General features: G+C 64.0%; 16 protein-coding genes, 1 tRNA gene and 1 other RNA gene. 8 read left to right on the top strand and 10 right to left on the bottom strand.

Annotated features, from left to right (window positions below):
• Nucleotides 1-10 precede the first annotated feature (10 nt).
• Complete coding sequence (locus tag ACUY2Y_RS02625) at nt 11-1,333, bottom strand: glutamine synthetase family protein (RefSeq protein WP_296145567.1); 1,323 nt, start codon at nt 1,331-1,333, stop codon at nt 11-13.
• A 106-nt stretch (nt 1,334-1,439) separates the two neighbouring features.
• Here ACUY2Y_RS02625 and ACUY2Y_RS02620 point away from each other — a divergent pair, with 106 nt between their 5' ends.
• Nucleotides 1,440-3,089, top strand: a complete 1,650-nt coding sequence (locus tag ACUY2Y_RS02620; RefSeq protein WP_448324688.1) for a CYTH and CHAD domain-containing protein — start codon at nt 1,440-1,442, stop codon at nt 3,087-3,089.
• Between the two features lie 50 nt (nt 3,090-3,139).
• Here the strand turns inward: ACUY2Y_RS02620 and ACUY2Y_RS02615 are convergent, their stop codons facing one another.
• Nucleotides 3,140-3,346 (bottom strand): hypothetical protein, encoded by a 207-nt coding sequence (locus ACUY2Y_RS02615; protein ID WP_210571516.1) that lies wholly within the window; start codon nt 3,344-3,346, stop codon nt 3,140-3,142.
• A gap of 117 nt (nt 3,347-3,463) precedes the next feature.
• On the opposite strand from ACUY2Y_RS02615, the gene ACUY2Y_RS02610 reads away from it, so the two are divergent.
• Nucleotides 3,464-4,693, top strand: coding sequence for a galactokinase (locus tag ACUY2Y_RS02610; RefSeq protein WP_448324687.1), 1,230 nt, complete (start codon nt 3,464-3,466; stop codon nt 4,691-4,693).
• On the opposite strand, the gene ACUY2Y_RS02605 is transcribed toward ACUY2Y_RS02610, so the two are convergent.
• The 5 genes from ACUY2Y_RS02605 to ACUY2Y_RS02585 all read right to left on the bottom strand — a co-directional run bounded on the left by ACUY2Y_RS02605 (nt 4,690) and on the right by ACUY2Y_RS02585 (nt 9,553).
• Nucleotides 4,690-6,087 carry an RNB domain-containing ribonuclease gene (locus ACUY2Y_RS02605; RefSeq protein ID WP_448324686.1) on the bottom strand — a complete coding sequence of 466 codons (1,398 nt, stop codon included), beginning with the start codon at nt 6,085-6,087 and terminating at the stop codon, nt 4,690-4,692. The genes ACUY2Y_RS02610 and ACUY2Y_RS02605 overlap by 4 nt on opposite strands.
• 26 nt (nt 6,088-6,113) lie before the next feature.
• Nucleotides 6,114-6,524: RNase P RNA component class A (gene rnpB, locus ACUY2Y_RS02600), an RNA gene on the bottom strand.
• A 34-nt stretch (nt 6,525-6,558) separates the two neighbouring features.
• Nucleotides 6,559-7,704: a bifunctional RNase H/acid phosphatase gene (locus tag ACUY2Y_RS02595; RefSeq protein WP_448324685.1), complete on the bottom strand. Its 1,146-nt coding sequence runs from the start codon at nt 7,702-7,704 to the stop codon at nt 6,559-6,561.
• Nucleotides 7,705-7,716: 12 nt separating this feature from the next.
• A complete protein-coding gene (locus ACUY2Y_RS02590; protein ID WP_448324684.1) occupies nt 7,717-8,394 on the bottom strand; it encodes a C4-type zinc ribbon domain-containing protein in 678 nt (225 codons plus the stop codon).
• 13 nt (nt 8,395-8,407) lie between these two features.
• A complete protein-coding gene (locus ACUY2Y_RS02585; RefSeq protein WP_448324683.1) occupies nt 8,408-9,553 on the bottom strand; it encodes a Nif3-like dinuclear metal center hexameric protein in 1,146 nt (381 codons plus the stop codon).
• 56 nt (nt 9,554-9,609) lie between these two features.
• Between ACUY2Y_RS02585 and ACUY2Y_RS02580 the strand changes: the two genes are divergently transcribed.
• From ACUY2Y_RS02580 to ACUY2Y_RS02560, 5 genes are all read left to right on the top strand, one after another.
• On the top strand, nt 9,610-10,251 hold the full coding sequence (locus ACUY2Y_RS02580; RefSeq protein WP_448324682.1) for an HAD-IA family hydrolase: 642 nt from the start codon (nt 9,610-9,612) through the stop codon (nt 10,249-10,251).
• Nucleotides 10,248-10,715, top strand: coding sequence for a low molecular weight protein-tyrosine-phosphatase (locus ACUY2Y_RS02575; RefSeq protein WP_448324681.1), 468 nt, complete (start codon nt 10,248-10,250; stop codon nt 10,713-10,715). Before ACUY2Y_RS02580 ends, ACUY2Y_RS02575 begins: the two co-directional genes overlap by 4 nt.
• Entirely contained in the window at nt 10,712-11,605 is an 894-nt protein-coding gene (locus ACUY2Y_RS02570) for an SURF1 family cytochrome oxidase biogenesis protein (RefSeq protein ID WP_448324711.1), read from the top strand. Before ACUY2Y_RS02575 ends, ACUY2Y_RS02570 begins: the two co-directional genes overlap by 4 nt.
• Nucleotides 11,606-11,650: 45 nt before the next feature.
• Nucleotides 11,651-11,726: transfer RNA gene (locus tag ACUY2Y_RS02565), tRNA-Val, on the top strand.
• 130 nt (nt 11,727-11,856) lie between these two features.
• The gene (locus ACUY2Y_RS02560; protein ID WP_448324680.1) at nt 11,857-12,927 is read left to right on the top strand and encodes an HNH endonuclease signature motif containing protein; all 1,071 of its coding nucleotides are present in this window, start codon (nt 11,857-11,859) and stop codon (nt 12,925-12,927) included.
• An 80-nt stretch (nt 12,928-13,007) separates the two neighbouring features.
• Here the strand turns inward: ACUY2Y_RS02560 and ACUY2Y_RS02555 are convergent, their stop codons facing one another.
• The 3 genes from ACUY2Y_RS02555 to ACUY2Y_RS02545 form a co-directional block, all read right to left on the bottom strand.
• Entirely contained in the window at nt 13,008-13,481 is a 474-nt protein-coding gene (locus ACUY2Y_RS02555) for a hypothetical protein (RefSeq protein WP_448324679.1), read from the bottom strand.
• A gap of 89 nt (nt 13,482-13,570) precedes the next feature.
• Complete coding sequence (locus tag ACUY2Y_RS02550) at nt 13,571-14,008, bottom strand: hypothetical protein (RefSeq protein ID WP_448324678.1); 438 nt, start codon at nt 14,006-14,008, stop codon at nt 13,571-13,573.
• A gap of 186 nt (nt 14,009-14,194) precedes the next feature.
• Nucleotides 14,195-14,605, bottom strand: coding sequence for a DUF3052 domain-containing protein (locus tag ACUY2Y_RS02545; RefSeq protein WP_259900852.1), 411 nt, complete (start codon nt 14,603-14,605; stop codon nt 14,195-14,197).
• A 200-nt stretch (nt 14,606-14,805) separates the two neighbouring features.
• On the opposite strand from ACUY2Y_RS02545, the gene aceE reads away from it, so the two are divergent.
• Nucleotides 14,806-17,568 carry a pyruvate dehydrogenase (acetyl-transferring), homodimeric type gene (aceE, locus tag ACUY2Y_RS02540; RefSeq protein WP_448324677.1) on the top strand — a complete coding sequence of 921 codons (2,763 nt, stop codon included), beginning with the start codon at nt 14,806-14,808 and terminating at the stop codon, nt 17,566-17,568.
• Nucleotides 17,569-17,723 lie beyond the last annotated feature (155 nt).

The following is a 17,723-nucleotide window of genomic DNA, read 5'->3' as shown; positions in this document are numbered from 1 at the left end:
GGTTCCTTTCTTAGAGATTCAGATTATTGGCCAGTTCCCACGGAGTGATCTGGTCCTCGTAGGCGTGCCACTCATCCCACTTGGAGCGCAGGAAGAACTCGAAGACCTGCTCGCCCAGCACCTCCGCCATGAACTCGGATGTCTCCAGCACGCGCAGCGCCTCGTCGAGCGAGCGCGGCAGATCCTTGTATCCCATCGCGCGGCGCTCGCGGCGGGTCAGCGCGAAAACGTCGTCGACGGCAGGCTCCCCGAGCTCCATGCCTTCCTCGATGCCGTGCAGTCCGGCGGCGAAGATCGCGGCGTACGCCAGGTACGGATTCGCCGCGGAATCGATCGTGCGCACCTCGATGCGGCGCGATACCGATTTATGCAGGCGGTAGGTGGGCACGCGCACCATCGCGGAACGGTTGGACACGCCCCACGTCGCTGCCGTCGGCGCCTCGGAGCCGAACTGGAGGCGCTTGTACGAATTCACCCACTGGTTCGTCACCGCGGAGATCTCCCCCGCATGCTCGATGACTCCCGCAATGAACTGGCGGGCCGTCTTCGACAGCGAATACTCGTCGTCCGGGTCGTGGAACGCGTTGTCCTCTCCCTCGAACAAGGAGAAGTGCGTGTGCATCGCCGATCCATTGTGCTCGCGGAACGGCTTCGGCATGAACGTAGCCAGCACCCCGTTTTTCTCCGCGACCGTCTTGACCACGTAACGGAAGGCGATCACATTGTCCGCCATCGTCAGCGCGTCCGTGTGCCGCAGGTCGATCTCCTGCTGCCCCGGCGAGCCTTCGTGGTGCGAGAATTCCGTGACGATCCCCATGTACTCCAACGCGGAGACAGCTTGACGACGGAACCGTGGCGCCGCATTCTGCTTCGCCTGATCGAAATACCCGCCATCGTCGACAGGCGTCGGCTCGTCGCCTTTGAGCACGTAGAACTCGATCTCAGGGCTGGCCATGCACTCGAAACCCGCATCCGCGGCCTTATTCAGCTGGCGGCGCAGCACCTGGCGCGGATCCGCGTACAGCGGCTTGCCGTCCGGCATCGAGATATCGCAGAACATCCGCGCCGTCTGCAATCCATCTTCCACGTCGAACGGTAACGTCTGGTACGTCGACGGGTCCGGCAGCAGCAGCGTGTCCGATTCAGAAACGCGCGAGAAACCTTCGATGGAGGAGCCGTCGAAGCCCACGCCTTCGTCGAAGGCCGTTTCCAGCTCCGCCGGGGACATCATGACCGTCTTCAGCTCCCCGAATAGGTCCGTGAACCAGAGGCGGATGAAGCGGATATCGCGCTCCTCGACGTCGCGCAGAACGTTTTCTTGTTGGCTGTTCATGCCTTCCAGACTAGTGAGCATCACCGCGCCTGACGCTGAATCACGTTAGGTAAACTAAGGGTGAACAAGAATATTTGCTCCGAGTTTGCAAAGAAGGCCAGATCCAATGAGCACCCAACCGTTTATCGAGGTCGAGGCTAAGTTTGCCGTCGATGATTCCATCGCCGTCCCCGACCTGACCGCCCTTTCCGCCGTCGAATCCGCCGGCGAGACCGTCAACCACAGCCTGTCCGCGATCTACTACGACACCGCGGACCTGCGCCTGACCCGCGCCAAGGTGACCCTGCGCCGCCGCACCGGTGGCAAGGACGACGGCTGGCACATCAAACTCCCCGGAGCTAGTGGCCGCACTGAGCTCCACGCGGAGCTCACCGACCCCTCGACCCCGCCCGATGAGCTGCTCGCCGCAGTGCGCGCCATCATCCGCGGCGAGCCACTTGCCCCCATCGCCCAGGTGGACAACGACCGCGCCGAAACCCCGCTTCTCGACGCCGCTGGCGACCAGATCGCCGAATTCTGCGACGACCACGTCACCGCCTGGTCCCTGCTGCCCGGCGGCCAGCAGACCTCGTGGCGCGAATGGGAAGTCGAACTATCCGGCGAGCTCGCCGAGACCGTCGACGGCAACGCGCTTTTGCACGAGGCCACCTCACTGCTGATCAACCGCGGCGCCCGCAAATCCGCCTCCTCCTCCAAGCTCGCCACCGCGCTCGGCGATTCTGCCGCAGCTGCACCGGTACCGCCGTACATGAATGCCGGAGGCCTCGACGAGGACTCCCCCGCCAAGGCCGTCGTCGACTCCCTGCGCGTGCAACGCGATCGCCTCGTCGAATGGGACCCGAAGGTTCGCAACGACGAGTGGGATTCTGTCCACCAAATGCGCGTGGCCACCCGCGAGCTCCGCAGCCTGCTTGAGACCTTCGAGGGAATCCTCGCCGGCGACGAGATCAAACACGTCGAAAGCGAACTCAAGCAGCTCGCCGCGCTGCTCGGCACCGCCCGCGACGCCGAGGTCGTCGAAGAACGCTTCATCGGCTTGCTCGACTCCGATACCACCGGCATGATCGACGACCCCGCCGCCGAGCACGTCCGCGGCGACATGCGCCGCGAATACGAGCGCGCTCACCGCCGCATTCTGCGCACGCTCGACTCCCAGCGCTACCTCGCGCTTCTCGACGACATCGACGCCATCCTCGCCGACCCCCCACTCGCCACGGACACTCCGGCAGAAGAGGATGCCGGGGATGCGCCTGCCGCCGAGTCTGCTACCGCCGAATCTGCTTCCACCGAGTCCACCCCGGCTGAGGCCCGCACCTCCGAGGAGATCCTCTACGAACACCTCGAGCGCGGCTACAAGAAATTGGCCAAGCGCCACAAGTTGGCGCTTGAGCACTACCCGGACATGTCCCTGCCGCTGCACGACCGCGAGGAATACGTCCACGACGTGCGCAAGGCCGCGAAGAAGCTGCGCTACTCCGCCAATGCCGCCAAGGACAGCGGCTTGAAGACCAGCAAGCTGTCCAAGGCGTGCAAGGAACTCCAGGAGATCTTGGGCGACTACCAGGATGCGGTGACGTCGCGCGACCGCATCGAGAAGCTCGCCGCCAGCGCCCGCAAGCGCGGCGAGGACACCTTCTCCTACGGCATGCTCTACCAACGGGAAATGTCGCGCGGCGACAAGGCCCTAAAGGACTACCCGAAGGCGTTCAAGGAGGTCAAAAGGGCCTTCAAGAAGGTGGAGCCCAAAGAAAACTAGCGCCTAGCGGAAATCACCCCGCCAAGCGCTAGACCACAGAAACTCGGGAGTTATTTCTCCCACGAGGCCGGCTGACCCCAGTTGTCGTCGGCCTCGTCCTGTGCCTCGGCGGCCTTATTACGCTCCTGCGCGGTGGCGAGCGCCTGCTCGGCCTCTTCGCGAGTGTCGTACGGCCCCATGCGATCGTCCCAGGAGCCTTCCTTTCCCTGGGAGACCTCGCGGGTGCTGGGGTTGAAGTAGAACTTCTCGTCGCTCATCATTAGTTCCTTTCGGTCGCGTGTTCTTTCGACCAGGCTACCCGCGGACGATTGGTACTGTTGTGTGGGTAAATTCGCCCGCCCGACCGCGCACCGAAAGGACAGTGCATAACACCCATGGCTGTGTGGACCGCCCCTGAAACTACCGCGTCCGACCGCGTCGCCCAGGCTCACCGCAGCCGCACCGGAAATGCGCCCGCCCACACCGCCGACGCGCCGGGCACGTTAATTGTCGTCGGGGAGAATTCCGACCATTTCGGCGGCATCACCATCGTGGGCCTGACCGACCTGCGTGCAGCGGCTGCCGTGAGTCCGCGCGAGGACAGCACCATCGCGGTGTACGCGGAATTCGCTGGCATCACCGTGGAGGAGACCACGGACTGCGCGCGCATCGCCCAGCTCGCTGAGCACAACGAGCCTGCGGACGAGAACCCGGCGCGCACACTCGCGGAGCGCTTCGGCGGGCTGGTGCACACGCTCGTCGGCAGGCAGATGCTCTCGCGCGATACCGCGGGCATGGACATCACCGTCATCGCGGACATCCCGCTCGGCGCGGGGCTGGGCGCGCTGCATGCGGCGGACGCGGCGCTCGTTCTCGCGCTGATGGGCGGCGACGAGGAGATCGACGCGGCGCCGCTGCGCACGCGTCTGGCGGATATCGCATCGCAGTCGGCGCGCACGTTCTCCCACCTGCCGGTGCTGCGCGCACGTCATTCGGCGGCGCTGCGCGGCAAGGAAGACACGGTGTCGGTGATCGATTACGCGGATGGTTCGCTCACCCAGGCGCCGCACCCGGCGAAGGCGGAGGTGCGGATTGTGTCGGTGGCGCCGTCGCACGGGGAATCGTTCGTCGACAAGGCGCAGGCTGTGCAGGAGGGCCGTGAGTTCATCGACGACGCGTGCGCGAATTTCGGTGTCGCGTCGCTGCGCCAGTTGCCGAATGCCGCAGATCGCGTCGTGGAGTGGGTGGACGCGCGACGGCAGGTCCACGGCACGGATTCCGCGCCGACGCTCGAGACGGCCCGCGCGTGGGTCGATTTCGGCGCGGCGGAAACGGAGTTGTCCGCGAATGCGGCCCGCGCGCTGCGTTCCATGCGCACGGACGAGTTCTTCGAGGTCATCGGCGCGCCTGAGCAGACGCCGGGGTTGCCGGCGCCGGATCAGCTCGTCCAGCTGCTCGCGCTGCGTGGCGCACGTGCGGCACGTCCCGCGGCGGCAGGCATGTCCGCCGCGGCGCTCGCGTACATTCCCAGCGCCACAGCAGACAACGCCATCGCGGACTTGTCCGCGGACGGGCTCGCGGTCGTGGAGGTCACCCCCGGCGCGCCCGCGCGGGTCACCAGCTAGTCAGCGGGCCACGCAAAAAGCACTTCACGCTTATCGACGTCCGCCCGCACCAGCGACATCCCCACCTCCGTCGCTTCCTCCGGGGTGCCGGCGCACTCGGCCAGCACCGGCGGGTCGGCGATGAAGACGCGGGCGGAGTCAGATTCCTCATTGGTCTGCAGCACCACGCCGGTGAAATTCTCTCCCACCCACGGCTGCAGCACCGTCGCCTCGGTGAGGTTCAGGCACGCGCGGTCGACGGTGTTGGCCAGCTGCGATGTCCGCCCCATGGTCTTGAGCACCCGGTTAGTGTCGTCGTGCACCCACTGCGGGATCTCGGTGCCGGCGCACAGTGCCAGGCACACCTCGGTGGCGTAACGGTCGACCAAGCGCCGCAGCGGCGCAGTCACGTGCGAATAGTATCCGCCGATGCCGGCGTGAACCTCCGGCTCGTCGCCAGTAAGCGCGACGTATCCCGCGCCGCGCAGCAGCTTCTGTGCTTCACGCATCACGGCCATGCCGCGCGGAGTATCCGCGTCGATGGTCTGAAGAAATTCGCCGATATCGGCATCATCGGACAGATCAAAGCCCAACGCGCGAACTTCGCCGCGGAACGCCTGCTCCGACTTCTCTTCCGCCGGACGCAGCGTCCGCAAAAAGCCCACGCCTGCGTCCTCCATCATTCTTCCCGCGGCCATGCCGGTCAGCAGGGAGATCTCAGAGTTATAGTCCATCATTTTCTGGCGGGGCTCGATGAGGAGCTCGAAGCGGCCGTCGTCAAGCTCGACGACGCGCACCGACGGAACGCGCAAGTTGATCGCGTGCCTGCGTAGCGACGACGCCGCCCTCAGCTCCCCCACCTCCGGCAGCAGCGCGATCGACGGGTGTAGCGCGTCGTTGTCCATGTCCTCCTGCACGCCGTCATAATCGAGGCGCGCGACCGAGCGCACCATCGCGCGCTCCACATTCGTGTCGATGAGCTCGCCCTGTGCATCCAGCTCGAATGTCCACAGCACCGCCGGCTTATCCTCATCCGGCAAAAGCGATGCCGACCCCTCGGAGAGCTCCTCCGGGTGCAGCCGTGCTGGCTCATCCGGCAGGTAGATCGTCTGGCCGCGCTTCAGCGACTCCTCGTGCAGCGCGCTGCCCGGCTCCACGAACGCCGCGACATCCGCGATGGCGTAGAACACCCGGTAGCCGTCGCCGTTCTTCTCGATCGCCACTGCCTGATCCAGGTCCATCGAGCCCGCCGGGTCAATGGTGACGAACTCGATCTCGCGAGCGTCACGTCGCCTGTCGGCGTACCTGTCCTGCGCATTCGCCGCCTCTGAGTGCAGCTCGGGCGGAAAATCCGTGGGCACGTCGAATTCGTCGGCGATCGCCCGGAAATCAAGCGGTGCGGCATAGAGCTTCATGGGGGCCAATTGTGGCAGAAACTGGGCGAGTGAGTCAGCCTTTAAGCCGGATTCTGTGCCCCCTGCCCCGTGCGGGGAGGGGCGGCGATCATCCATCTAGGACGCCGGTTGCCCGGCGCCTCGAGCAGCTACCTTCGAACTGGGCGGGCAGCCTCATAACGTCCGACGATCCCAGCGTGCACAGCTGGAATTCTTGCCTTGCTCCCGGTGGGGTTTACCTGGCCGGTTGTGTCACCACATCCGCCGGTGCGCTCTTACCGCACCCTTTCACCCTCACCCGGTTTCCCGGGCGGTCTACTTTCTGTTGCACTTTCCCGCGGGTCGCCCCGGGTTGCCGTTAGCAACCACCGTGCCCTGTGGAGTCCGGACTTTCCTCGACCCCTGCCTGACACCATTGAAGTGGCGGTACAGGTCGCCGCGATCACCCGGCCGACTCACTCGCAGCGAGTAACTGTACTCTGCCGATGCCTATCAGCGGAAGTGAGCGACATCGTTGACGCACCGAACCACGCCGAGCTCGCCATAAAACTCGACGACGCTGATCGACGCCAAATCCAAGAACACATGCTTGAACGTGTCCGGCCCCGATTCCAGCGCCTGCCGGATCGCCGACTTGATCGGCGTCATGTGCGTGACCACCAGCACCGTCTGTCCCTCATGAGCTTCCTGCACCTTCAGGCGCGCGCGAGTCACCCGTCGGTGCACGGCGACCAGGCTTTCACCTTCCGGAGGAGCTTTGCTTGCCGACGCCTCCCACGCCCCGAACTCCTCCGCGTACTTTTCCCGCGCCTCATCTCGAGTGAGTCCCTCGAAGACCCCGAAATCCAGCTCCCGGAAACCGTCGACTGTCTCGATGTCCGCAGCGTCGATCCCCAGCGCCTCCGCGCAGGCTTTCGCAGTCTGCTGCGTCCGCTTCGCCGGCGACGCCACGACAGCGTCAATCTGGCCGAACGCCGCCACCGCCTGAGCCACTGCCCCCGCCTGCTTCTCCCCCAGCTCCGTCAACTCCGGGTCCGACGAGCCGCTGTAGCGCTTCTGTGCCGAGTGCTCCGTCTGGCCATGACGGACCAACACGAACCGGGTGCGGGGTTTGTCATGCCCGTGCCAGTGCGCAGGGCTGGCAGTCTCGTGGCTGTCCGACTTCGCGGGGGATTTCGGGGGTGCACTAGGCGTCGATAAGCTCTTTGCTTCTACGATGCCCGGCTTCGCGCCGTTTGCTGCCGCGTCCATCGCGACATTGGACAACTCGTCGGCCTTCTTATTCTTCGCGCGCGGCACCCACGAATACGTGACCGAGCTGAAACCGCTGGCGAGATCGCGCGCGTCGAGCGCCAATTTCTTCATGTCCGGGTGCTTGATCTTCCAGCGTCCCGACATCTGCTCGACGACGAGCTTGGAGTCCATGTAGACATCCACCTCGGTGGCGCCGAGATCGCGCGCCGCCTCGAGCCCGCGCAGCAAGCCGTGGTACTCCGCGACATTATTCGACGATTTCTGCCCCACGACGTACGCGATCTCCGCGAGCGTCGCCCCGTTATCGTCGTACACGACGCTTCCCGAGCCCGCGACCCCCGGATTTCCCCGCGAACCGCCGTCGGTGTAGACCGTCACCTTCATGCGCGCGCCGCCCTAGCCTGTGACCCGGATGAGCAGCGTTCCGCAATTCGGGCAGGTCGGCAGCTCGTTTTCGGGCACCGCCATGACCTCCGCGCGCTCAGCGGGCGGCAGCTGGAGGAAGCAGCTGTTGCACGTGCGGCCGTTGAAGCGCGCCGCACCCACCGTCGCGTAGACGCCGAGGATGCCCGACGGCAATTCCGCGCGCAACGCATCCGTGTCGACCTCTTCCTTCGCGGGGACCGCCTCAGCTGCCCGGCGCGCCGCCTCGATCTTGCGGTCCAGCTCGTCGAGCTTCGCACCGTGCACGTCGCGATTATTGCGCAGGGCCTTGACCTCGCCGTGCGCCTCCTTGAGCTCGTACAAAAGGTCCGCGATGCGCGACTTCGCCGCATAACGATCGTGCTCCAAGTCCTTGCGGCGCTCCGGGTCCGTCTCCGCGGAAAGCTGGCGCTTGTCGTCGAGCTCACGCTTTTTCAGCTTGCGTTCGTCCTCCTGGATGCGCAGAATCTCCGCCTCCACATCATCGACGGCGAGCTGGGCTGCCGCCGCCGCATTCGCGAGCCCCGGGCGCTGTGCCTCGAGTTTTTCCAGCTCTTCCTGCTCAGGCGACGCCGCGGTGTCGTGAGCCTGGCTACGCTCCGCCTCCGCGAGCGCCAGCAGCGTACGTTGCTTATCCAGTTCCAGTTCCACGTCAGCCTTCTTTCTACTTCGAGTGGTTCGGGTGTGCGGAGATCGTCCACGGGTCGGTGCGCAAGGTAATGATTCCCGTCGCGACCTCAGGGCACGCCTTCGCGACGATCTCGCTGGCCTGCTCCGTCCACGGGAATTCGCTCGCCCAGTGCGCGGTGTCGATCACGGCGGGGCCGCCGGCGCGCAGGTGCTCGTCGACGGGGTGATGCCTCAAATCGGAGGTCACGTAGACATCCACCCCGAGGCCGCGCACGGCGTCGAGGAAGCTGTCGCCGGAACCCGACGATACCGCGACCTTCTGCACCATCGCGTCGGGATCGCCGGCGGCGCGCACACCCCAGGCAGTCTCGGGGAGGGCGTCAGCGACCTGCTGCGTGAACTCACGCAGGGTCATCGGCTCGGGCAGTTCGCCCACGCGGCCCAGGCCGGTGGCAGCAGACAAATCGCCAGTTCCGGCGAGCTGCACGACGTCGAACGCGGGCTCTTCGTACGGGTGCACCTCGCGCAAGACTTCGGTCAGGCGGGCGCGCAGACGGGAAGGTGCGACGAACTGCACGCGGGTCTCCGGCGCGGAGTAGTGGGAGCCGACTTCGCCGTCGGTGGGGTCGGCGCCAGGCTGCGGGGTGAAGCCGCCGCGGCCGTCCCACTGGAAGGAGCAGTGGGAGTAATTGCCGATTGCGCCAGCGCCGGCGTCGAAAAGCGCATCCATGACGGCGGTGATGTCTGCGGGCGGGATGTGCACGCCCCACAGGTCCTGGGCATCAGGGTCGACGACCTTGATCGGGCGGCCGGGCGTGATGCCGACGAGTTCAGCCAGCTTGTCGGATACACCGGGGCGCGCGGAATCAGCGTTGGTGTGCGCCGCGAACAGCGCGCAGCCGCCGCGCACGAGGGTGTGCACGACCTTGCCCTTCGGCGTGTCCGCGGCGACGGACGTGACGCCGCGCATGAGCAGCGGGTGGTGCACGACGAGCATGTCGGCGCCGAGCTCGACGGCTTTTTCCGCAACGGCCTGGGTGCAGTCGAGCGCGAATGCGACCCGCGCGACCTCGGCGGACGGGTCACCGCAGATGAGCCCGACGGCATCCCAACTTTCGGCGAGCCGCGGCGGGTACGCGGTCTCCAGCGCCGCGACGACATCAGCAACAGTCGTAGTCATATTGTCCCAGTCTAGGTCGATTGCCGCGGCAGCTGCGCACTGCCATGCTGGGGTGCGTGATCACACTGCTTCTCGACGTCGACGGCACCCTCATCGACTCCTTCCCCGGCATCCGCGCCGGGTTTATCCACGCGCTCGACGCCGTGGGGTGGGAGCACCCTGATGACGAATTCATCGCACTCATCCCGGGCCCGCCGATGGAGGAGACGCTCGCCAGCGTGGGCATGGATGACGCGACGCGCGATCGCGCTTTTCGCGCCTACATGGATTTCACGCACGACGGCGGGTGGAAGAACGCTCAGGCATTCCCCGGCATGCGCGACCTCCTCAAAGGCTGGAAGGAGGAAGGGTTCCAGGTGGTGACGGCGACGTCGAAAGGCGAAGGTTTCGCGCGCGCCATCTTGGAGCGGGAAGGCATGCTCGAGTTCATCGATTTCCTCGGCGCCGCGCAGGAGGACGGGCCGCGGCGCCGCAAGGCGGACGTCATCGCGCATGTGCTGGATAATGTGAAGGTGGGCCGCGGGCTCATGATCGGCGACCGCCTCCACGACATCGAGGGCGCCGCGCATTTCGGCTTATCGACGATCGCCGTCACCTGGGGTTACGGCACCCAGGACGAATGGAACCGCGCGTGGGCCATCGCGCACACCCCGGCTGAGCTCGCCCGCATCGTCACCGCATTCAAGGAGGAACAGTGATCCACATCGACTTCGTGTGCACCGGCAATATCTGCCGCTCGCCGATGGCGGAAGTCATCGTGCGCCAAAAGCTTATCGACGCCGGACTCGACCCCCACGTCCGCGTCACCTCCTCCGGAATCGGTGGCTGGCACGTCGGCAACCCCGCCGACGAGCGCGCCCTCGCCGAACTGTCCGCCCACGGCTACGACGGCTCCGCCCACCGCGCCCAGCAATTCGGCGGCGAGCAGATGTCCGCCGACTTGATCGTCGCTTTGGCCACCCGCCACGTCTCCGAGCTCGTCGCTCAAGGCGTGGACGAGGAAAAGGTGCGTCTGCTGCGCTCCTTCGACCCCACCGCGCCTGAGCAAGCAAGCGTCGAAGACCCCTATTACGGCGGCCCCGAAGGATTCACCGTCACCCGGGAGCAGATCGAAGCCGCTGCCGACGGCATTCTGGATTGGGTGCGCGCCCGAGTAGACTGATCCGCGTGACCACGTCGAAGTCGATCTGGAAGACATTTCTCAGTCCCGGATGGGTCCTCGCCGTCGTCTTCGCTGTCCTCTTCTCCTGGTTCGCCATCACGTGGTTGTCCCCGTGGCAGCTAGGTAAAGACCACGCCATCAAAGAGCGCAACGAGCGCATCGAGCAAGCTTTCGCCCGCGACCCCGTGGCCGTTGAGGATGTCCTAGCCAGCGAGTCCGCCGAGGAATGGACCCGCGTGACCATGCGCGGCCATTACCTCCCCGATGACGAGTTGCTGTTGCGCCTCCGCCCCGTCGAAGGTGCCCCCGCATTCCAGTCGTTGGTGCCTTTCGCTCTCGACAGCGGAAAGACCGTCCTGGTCAACCGCGGCTGGGTTCCTGCCGATGAAGGCGGCACCGCCGTCCCGCCCATCGACCGCGCCCCCGCCGAGCCCGTCACCCTCAGCGCCATGATCCGGCTTGCCGACCAATCCGCCATCCCGCCCATTTCCGAGCAGGGCTACACGATGGTGCAGACCATCAACACCTCCCAAGTTGCTGACCTCACCGGCACTGAGCTCGCCGCCCCATACGCCCAATTGCTTAACGACGAACCCGGCGTCCTCACCCCCATCCCCCTCCCCGTCCTCGACCGCGGCAACCACCTGTCCTACGGCCTCCAATGGATCGCCTTCGGCATCATGGCTCCTGCCGGACTCGCCTATTTCATCTATTCCGAAGTCCGCGAACGACGCCGCTACGTCTCCGAACAACAAGAACTAGCTGCTTTTTCCTCCGCTGAGTCTGAGTCGGCACCCTCCGGCGAGCCCTCCCCTGCTCCCGCCCGCGCCCGCTACGGCCACTCCCGCAACAACCCCTGGGCAACGAAGCCCGACGAGGAACGCATCTAGCTTTTTGTTGCTCACTGTTCCCCCGTGCTAGCATTTCCTCCACGCGCGCCGTTAGCTCAGCTGGAAGAGCAACTGGTTTACACCCAGTAGGTCGGCGGTTCGAGCCCGTCATGGCGCACCAATAACACACGCTCACCCGAAAGGTGAGCGTTTTCTTTTCTGGAGGTCGTCCCTGTGGATAGTTTTGAGTTATCCACAGGTTTTTGGGTTGCCTGTTTCGCGTTTGCGTTGGTCGGTTTAGCGTGTGGGGCATGAACGATTTCGAGGCGTTTATCGCCGCTGCTGCGCGACCAATGGATATCCTGGCCGGTTTCAACCGCCAGGCCGTTGTCGATGCCGGCATGAAATCGACTCTCGCCGCCGACGGTGAGAAAGCCCGCGAGGTGTATTTCGGGCCCACCAAGTTCTCCCGCAAGCAAGCCCACGCGGTGCGCATCGCCCGTGAGACCGGCAAATCGTTAGATCAGATCTTGTTCATCGAGCAGCAAGTCCGCTCGTTGGGTACGGAGAAGGAGAAGTGGAAGATCCGCCTAGCGTTGTTGTCTGTGCGCGGGAACTACGAGACGTTGAAACGCCGCGCCAAAGACATCGTCCCTGAGGCGGATACACCTGCACCTGAATCATCGGTCCGGTTCGGTAAGGAACGGAAAGGCAAACGCACTTTTAGTGCTACTGGTGATGCGAGTGATATCGCTGCCCTTGAGTACGCGCTGCGTCAAAAACTCGACGCTAACCGTCCTGAGGGCCCGCAGATGTACGAAGCATTCCACGACTTACTCCACAACGATGGTGCTGTCGCTGATGCTGTCCCACGCCCGCTGGTGCAGATCCCGCTGCCGGATTACATCTCGATCCTCGGCGGCCAGGGCGATGAGACCATCCTGGGATTGTCTGATGGCACCACGATGACTGGTGCGGAGTACCTGACTCGGTTCCACGGGTCCGACTTGGAAGTCGCACTCTTCCACCCGCAGGCAGGTCCGGTGAACCTGTACAACACGAAACGGTTCGCCAATAAGAAACAACGCGACCTCGCCCGGGCAACACTGACGACGTGTCCTGTGCCGGATTGTCGGCATGCCGCTGATAATTGCGAAGTCCACCACATCGAACCCTGGGCCCGGGGTGGGCCGACGAACATGAGCAACTTGTCGGTGTTGTGCAGGTATCACAACCGGACCAACGATGATGACCCCGATAGGCACAACAGGGGTCGAATACAGGTGCGCGATGGGACGCCGATATGGGTTTCACCGCGCGGAATACCAGTACCGAACAGCACACACCAATACGGTGCCATGCACCTGTTGTTCGGGAAATAACCACACCAACGGCCGAAGGGCACACGCCGATCACGCATGCCCATCGGCGGATTCGGTGAGCGCGAAATAGGTGTCCGACGTCAGTACATCGTATTGACTGGCTCCGGGGGCGGAAATCCCATTGGCCCGTTGCCACGCTTCCACCGGCTGTACGCAATGAGTCTGCGCAGCAACAGCGAGATGGCGATTGGCAATGTAGCCATGAAGAAAATGCCCTCTCCTCCCTTGGCAACGATGAGCAAGCCGAACACACCGGGAGCTAAGGCAATGAGATCTCCCCAGAATTCATTGACCAGCCGAAAATGCAGCGGGATAGTCAGCGCATACATCGCGAGGTAGAAGGCAAAGCTGGGAACGAATATGAATAACACGAACAAGCCTGCTCCGGGATTATCGCTCCCACTCAACCCGAGAACCGAAAAGATCATTATTCCGCCAATCACGAGCTCCGGAATCGGAAGCCTCAACAGCTTGAAGTCCCAGAGCCGGGGCGCAGGCGGTCTGTCCCCGTACAAAGGACTGTCTGGTGAGATAGATGGGCGCTGCTCGTCCATGCGGATAGTCTATACACGCTGCTAATTCGGCGGCATGAGAAGAAGGGAAGTACCCGGTTGAGAGTTGGGCGCCTAGGGAACTGTGCAGTCTATTGCGTACGCGGATCGAAACCTTTCTTCCACCGGACATATGCGATCCTCCTGCGCACCAAAAGTGACACAGCGCCTGGCAGTATCCCCACGAATAAAGCCAGCACACCTATCCCCTCGGTCCACCCCAAGATCCCTAAAGCGCCGATAATGAGCAAGCCAATATCCCACTCGGATTCTGTGACAGGTTTGCGCTGCAAGGGAAACGTCACGGCATAGACCACAAGAATGACGGCCAGCAGCGGCAGAATGATGAAGAAAGTTATCAACCCATTGCCACCGGTCATGTAGTTGACGTCGAGAAAAGCAGCGATGACAAGCAAGGCGAGGACGACCAACTCCAAAATTGGCAGTCTCAGCACTTTGAAATCCCATAAGCGCGGCGGCTGCACTGACTGGGGCGCGCCTGACTCGGACGGTTGGGCTATCTCCACCATGCGGATAGTTTATACATTTACGCCCATACCTTTCAGGCTCAGCCGCTTACCAGAAGGGAAGAGTCCTGACTCCGTTTTGTCCGAAATTGGACAAAACGGGGGTAGCAAGAAGCCTTCTGCGCTGGAAGGTGTCGAATCTCACAGGGCGGGACGACTCGTCGATAAGCGAAATGTCCCTGAGCAGCACTATCGCTTCACGCCGGCGTTGCGCAGGCAAGAACCCTGCCAGGAACCGAGGCGATCCGCCTTCGTCTGAACAAGCCCCGCGAGCTGGGCAGACTCGGAAATATCGCCCGGGTGGACCTCGCCGGGCTGATTCGCGCCCGGCGTCAGGAGCCAAATGCAGCCCGAATCGGAGAGATTACGGGTGGCGTCCACCAGCGAATCGACGAGATCTTCGTCGTCAGCGCGGTGCCAGAGGAGGACGACGTCGCAAAGCTCATCCGTATCGTCGTCAAGCAGGGCCTCCCCGATCGCATCCTCGATGGACTCCGAAATCGACGCATCACAATCGTCGTCCCAACCGAGCTCCTGGACGATCTCGCCCTTCTTAATACCGAGCTTATCCACGTAGTTTGCGGCACCAGCGGCGCTCACTGTCTCCACTTCCTCCTTGAACGGCGAACAAGAATATAGCCAGGATACAGCCACACTTACCCCCGTGGGCGACAGTCCGAAAAAGAACGTATCCTTGAAATCTGTAGGCACCGGCGAGTTCGTGCCGGACGGGCATGTGAACAAACGTCCTGACGTGCGAAAAGCTGGTGGAAAACACACCACGAAATCGGAGGATGGTCTTGTCTGACCCTCAAAACCTGAACGATTCGAACATCCCAGTCATCCGTGACGGCGTCGCGTCGTATCTGCACGACGCCGACCCGGAAGAGACCCAGGAATGGATGGACTCCCTGGATGGTCTCCTCGAGACCTCCGACCCGGAGCGCGCCCGCTACCTCATGATGCGCCTCCTCGAGCGCGCATCCGCACAGCGCGTGCCGATGCCGGCTATGACGTCGACTGACTTCGTCAACACGATCCCGACCAAGCTCGAGCCGGACTTCCCCGGCGACGAGGCAATGGAGAAGCGCTACCGCCGCTGGATCCGCTGGAACGCAGCCATCATGGTGCACCGCGCACAGCGCCCGGGCATCAAGGCCGGCGGCCACATCTCCACCTACGCGTCCGCAGCGGCGCTCTACGAGGTCGGCTTCAACCACTTCTTCCACGGCAAGGACGCCCCGCAGGGCGGCGACCAGGTCTTCATGCAGGGCCACGCTTCCCCGGGTATGTACGCCCGCGCCTTCCTCGAAGGTCGCCTGTCCGAAGACCAGATGGACGCCTTCCGCCAGCAGCACTCCCGCCCGGAGCTGGGCATGCCGTCCTACCCGCACCCGCACGACATGCCGGGGTTCTGGGAGTTCCCGACCGTGTCCATGGGTCTCGGCCCGATGAACGCGATCTACCAGGCACGCTTCAACAAGTACCTGCAGCACCGCGGCATCAAGGACACCGACCAGCAGCACGTCTGGGCATTCCTCGGCGACGGCGAGATGGACGAGCCGGAATCCCGCGGCCTGCTCCAGATGGCGCGTCTGTACGAGCTGGACAACCTGACCTTCGTCGTGAACTGCAACCTGCAGCGTCTCGACGGACCGGTCCGCGGTAACGGCCAGATCGTCCAGGAGCTCGAGTCCTTCTTCAAGGGTGCCGGCTGGAACGTCATCAAGATCGCCTGGGGCCGCGAGTGGGACGAGCTGTTCGAGAAGGATATGGACGGCGCACTCGTCGACCTCATCAACAACACCACGGACGGCGACTTCCAGACCTTCAAGGCGAACGACGGCGCCTACGTCCGCGAGCACTTCTTCGGCCGCGACGAGCGCACCGCCAAGCTGGTCGAAGACTGGTCCGACGAGGAAATCTGGAACCTGCGCCGCGGCGGCCACGACTACCGCAAGGTCTACGCCGCATACAAGAAGGCGCTGGAGACCAAGAACGGCAAGCCGACCGTCATCCTCGCGCTCACCGTCAAGGGCTACGGCCTCGGCCACAGCTTCGAGGGCCGCAACGCGACCCACCAGATGAAGAACCTGACTCTGGATGACCTGAAGCTTTTCCGCGACATGCAGGAAATCCCGATCTCCGACGAAGAGCTGGAGAAGGATCCGTACCTGCCGCCGTACTTCAACCCGGGCCCCGAGTCCGAAGAGATCAAGTACATGCTCGAGCGTCGCAAGAAGCTCGGCGGCTACCTGCCGGAGCGCCGCGAGAACTACACGCCGCTCGAGGTGCCGGACCTGGAGAAGACCTACCGCCCGCTGTTCAAGGACTCCGGCAAGCAGAAGGTCGCCTCCACCATGGCGCTCGTCCGTGCCTTCAAGTCGCTCATGCGCGACAAGGAGATCGGCAAGCGCGTCGTCCCGATCATCCCGGACGAGGCCCGCACCTTCGGCCTGGACTCCTGGTTCCCGACCCTGAAGATCTACAACCCGAAGGGCCAGAACTACGTCCCGGTCGACCACGACCTGCAGCTCTCCTACCGCGAGGCGCCGGAGGGCCAGATCCTGCACGAGGGCATCAACGAGGACGGCTCGTCGGCAAGCTTCATCGCCGCCGCAACAAGCTATGCGACGCATGGTGAGCCGATGATCCCGATGTACATCTTCTACTCGATGTTCGGCTTCCAGCGCACCGGCGACAACTTCTGGGCTGCCGCTGACCAGATGGGTCGCGGCTTCATCATCGGCGCGACCGCCGGCCGCACCACCCTGACCGGTGAGGGCCTGCAGCACATGGACGGCCACTCCCACGTCATCGCGTCCACGAACCCGAGCATCGTCGCCTACGACCCGGCGTTTGCATACGAGATGCCGTACCTGGTCAACCGCGGTATCGAGCGCATGTACGGCCCGGAGGGCGGCGAGAACGTGATGTACTACCTCACCGTCTACAACGAGCCGATGCACCAGCCGGCCCGCCCGGAGAACCTGGACGTCGAGGGCCTGCACAAGGGCATCTACCTCTACGACCGCGGCGAGGAGAAGGAGAATAACGTCTCCCTGCTCGCTTCCGGTGTCGGTATGTCCTGGGCACTGCGCGCGCAGAAGATCCTCCAGGAGGAGTACAACGTCGGCGCTGCCGTCTACTCCGTCACCTCCTGGACCGAGCTGGCACGCGACGGCGCAGCCCGCAACAAGGCGCGCATCCAGAACCCGGCCGAGGATCAGGGCGAGCCGTTCGCTACCACGCAGCTGAAGCAGACGGAAGGCCCGTACATCGCGACGAGCGACTTCACGACCGAGCTGCAGGAGATGATCCGCCCGTACGTCCCGGGCCGTTACACGGTGCTCGGCGCAGACGGCTTCGGCTTCTCCGACACCCGCGAGGCCGCACGTCGCTACTTCAACATCGACGCTGAGTCCATGGTTGTCGCAGCGCTGACGTCGCTTGCCGACGAAGGCAAGATCGACATCTCCGTCGCCGCCCAGGCCGCCAAGGACCTCAAGGTCGACGACCCGACCGCTGCGGTTCCGGCGACCCCCAGCAAGAAAGACGACTAAGTCAAATGAGGTCGCGCGAGGAGATCTAACTCCGCGCTAGCACCCAATGAGCTCCCCGTCCCCACTGTGGGTCGGGGAGCTTTTCGCATGGTTGGGCACAGCCGACGTGTGCAGCGTCCAAACACATCTATTGGGGGGTATCGGCGAGGTTTTCG

This window comes from Corynebacterium sp. 20-84, from assembly GCF_053479455.1.
This window is presented reverse-complemented; position numbering and strand designations above follow the sequence as displayed.

Coding starts and splice junctions, on each gene's coding strand:
- ACUY2Y_RS02620 (WP_448324688.1), top strand. CDS start 1,440: ATGAGCACCCAACCGTTTATCGAGGTCGAGGCTAAGTTTGCCGTCGAT.
- ACUY2Y_RS02585 (WP_448324683.1), bottom strand. CDS start 9,553: ATGACTACGACTGTTGCTGATGTCGTCGCGGCGCTGGAGACCGCGTAC.
- ACUY2Y_RS02550 (WP_448324678.1), bottom strand. CDS start 14,008: ATGGTGGAGATAGCCCAACCGTCCGAGTCAGGCGCGCCCCAGTCAGTG.
- ACUY2Y_RS02605 (WP_448324686.1), bottom strand. CDS start 6,087: ATGAAGCTCTATGCCGCACCGCTTGATTTCCGGGCGATCGCCGACGAA.
- ACUY2Y_RS02555 (WP_448324679.1), bottom strand. CDS start 13,481: ATGGACGAGCAGCGCCCATCTATCTCACCAGACAGTCCTTTGTACGGG.
- ACUY2Y_RS02615 (WP_210571516.1), bottom strand. CDS start 3,346: ATGAGCGACGAGAAGTTCTACTTCAACCCCAGCACCCGCGAGGTCTCC.
- ACUY2Y_RS02560 (WP_448324680.1), top strand. CDS start 11,857: ATGAACGATTTCGAGGCGTTTATCGCCGCTGCTGCGCGACCAATGGAT.
- ACUY2Y_RS02610 (WP_448324687.1), top strand. CDS start 3,464: ATGGCTGTGTGGACCGCCCCTGAAACTACCGCGTCCGACCGCGTCGCC.
- ACUY2Y_RS02625 (WP_296145567.1), bottom strand. CDS start 1,333: ATGAACAGCCAACAAGAAAACGTTCTGCGCGACGTCGAGGAGCGCGAT.
- ACUY2Y_RS02595 (WP_448324685.1), bottom strand. CDS start 7,704: ATGAAGGTGACGGTCTACACCGACGGCGGTTCGCGGGGAAATCCGGGG.